Genomic DNA, 1,287 nt, shown 5'->3' with positions numbered 1-1,287 from the left:
GACCCGCTACGACAAAACCGCCGAGTCCTACCAGGCAGCCGTAACCCTCGCCTCGCTGCTGATGTGGGCGTGACACTTTGACGACAACTCCTAGTGCTGGATTCCGCTTTCGGTGGGTACAGATGCTGGTGGCGGGGTGGTTCGCGTACTCGGGGGCGGGCTGCACATGGTGTTACGGGCACGGCTGAGCCGTGACGAGAATGAGCAGGCGGTGGTCTGCAAGCTGGCGCGGGCACGGAAGGCGCCGAGGGATCTGGTGATGCGGGCCCGCATGATCGAGTTGAGCTGGCAGGGGATGCGGGTGCCGGCGATCGCCGCTGAGTTGGGCTGCAGTCAAAAGACGGTGCGGTGCTGGCTGCACCGCTTCAACCGGATCGGTCTGGAAGGTCTGGAGGATCTGGGTGGCCAGGGCCGCAGGCGGCGGATCACCGAGGCCGAGCGCTCGAGAATCATCGGCCTGGTCAAGCGGCCACCACCGGGGCGAGTGACCATGCAGGCCGATGGCGAACTCGTCGCAGAGGACACTGCGGGGCCTCCGGAGTGGACGCTGGATGCACTGGCCCGACAAGCCCAGGCCATAGGGATCGAAATGGGCCGGTCCCAGGTCCGCAGAATCCTGCTGGCTGAAGGAGTGCGTTGGCGCCGCACCCGTTCCTGGACACGCTCGAAGGACCCGGACTTCGAGGGAAAAGGACGCGGATCATCGGCCTCTACACCTGCCCGCCCGACGGTGCGACGGTCGTCTGCGCCGACGAGCTCGGACCGGTGATCCCTCGCACTTTTCCGCCGGCGCCGGGCTGGTCGCCGGACGGACACCGCATCAAGAACGAGCTCGATTACGGCCGCGGGCCGGAGAAGACCTGGGTCTACGGCGCCCTGCGCATAGCCGACGGGCAGGAGGTCACGATGACCGCCTCGTCCCGCAACAGCGCCTTCTACCAGCAGTTTCTACAGAAACTGGAGGATGCGAACCCCACCGGCGACATCTACGTGATCACCGACAACCTGTCGTCACACAACAGCGTCTCCACCCGGACCTGGCTCGAGGAGCACCCGCGGATCCGGCACGTGTTCGTCCCGGTCGGTGCCTGCTGGCTGAACCTCCAGGAAGGCTGGTGGCGCATCTTCCGCAAGGCAGCCCTGGCAGGCCACTCCTTCGCCGGACCGGCCGAGATCGAACAAGCTATACAACTACTGAGGTTGAACTCGTGGAGTCGTATGGGCTGACGGCTCGTCGCTCGTGCGGTATCACCGGGGCATGCGGTATCCACAGGGCGGCGGGCTGAC

At 65.9% G+C, this 1,287-nt stretch carries 2 protein-coding genes; both read left to right on the top strand.

The annotated features are described in order from the left end of the window. Positions 1-166 precede the first annotated feature (166 nt). The gene (locus ACFYWI_RS38510) at positions 167-769 is read left to right on the top strand and encodes a transposase (protein WP_389240859.1); all 603 of its coding nucleotides are present in this window, start codon (positions 167-169) and stop codon (positions 767-769) included. Further along, positions 700-1,227, top strand: a complete 528-nt coding sequence (locus tag ACFYWI_RS38505; RefSeq protein ID WP_389240857.1) for an IS630 family transposase — start codon at positions 700-702, stop codon at positions 1,225-1,227. Before ACFYWI_RS38510 ends, ACFYWI_RS38505 begins: the two co-directional genes overlap by 70 nt. Positions 1,228-1,287 lie beyond the last annotated feature (60 nt).

The organism is Streptomyces sp. NPDC002889 (assembly GCF_042888425.1).
Lineage (GTDB): Bacteria > Actinomycetota > Actinomycetes > Streptomycetales > Streptomycetaceae > Streptomyces.
Note: the sequence above shows the minus strand (reverse complement) of the source record. Positions and strands in the feature narration are given on the sequence as shown.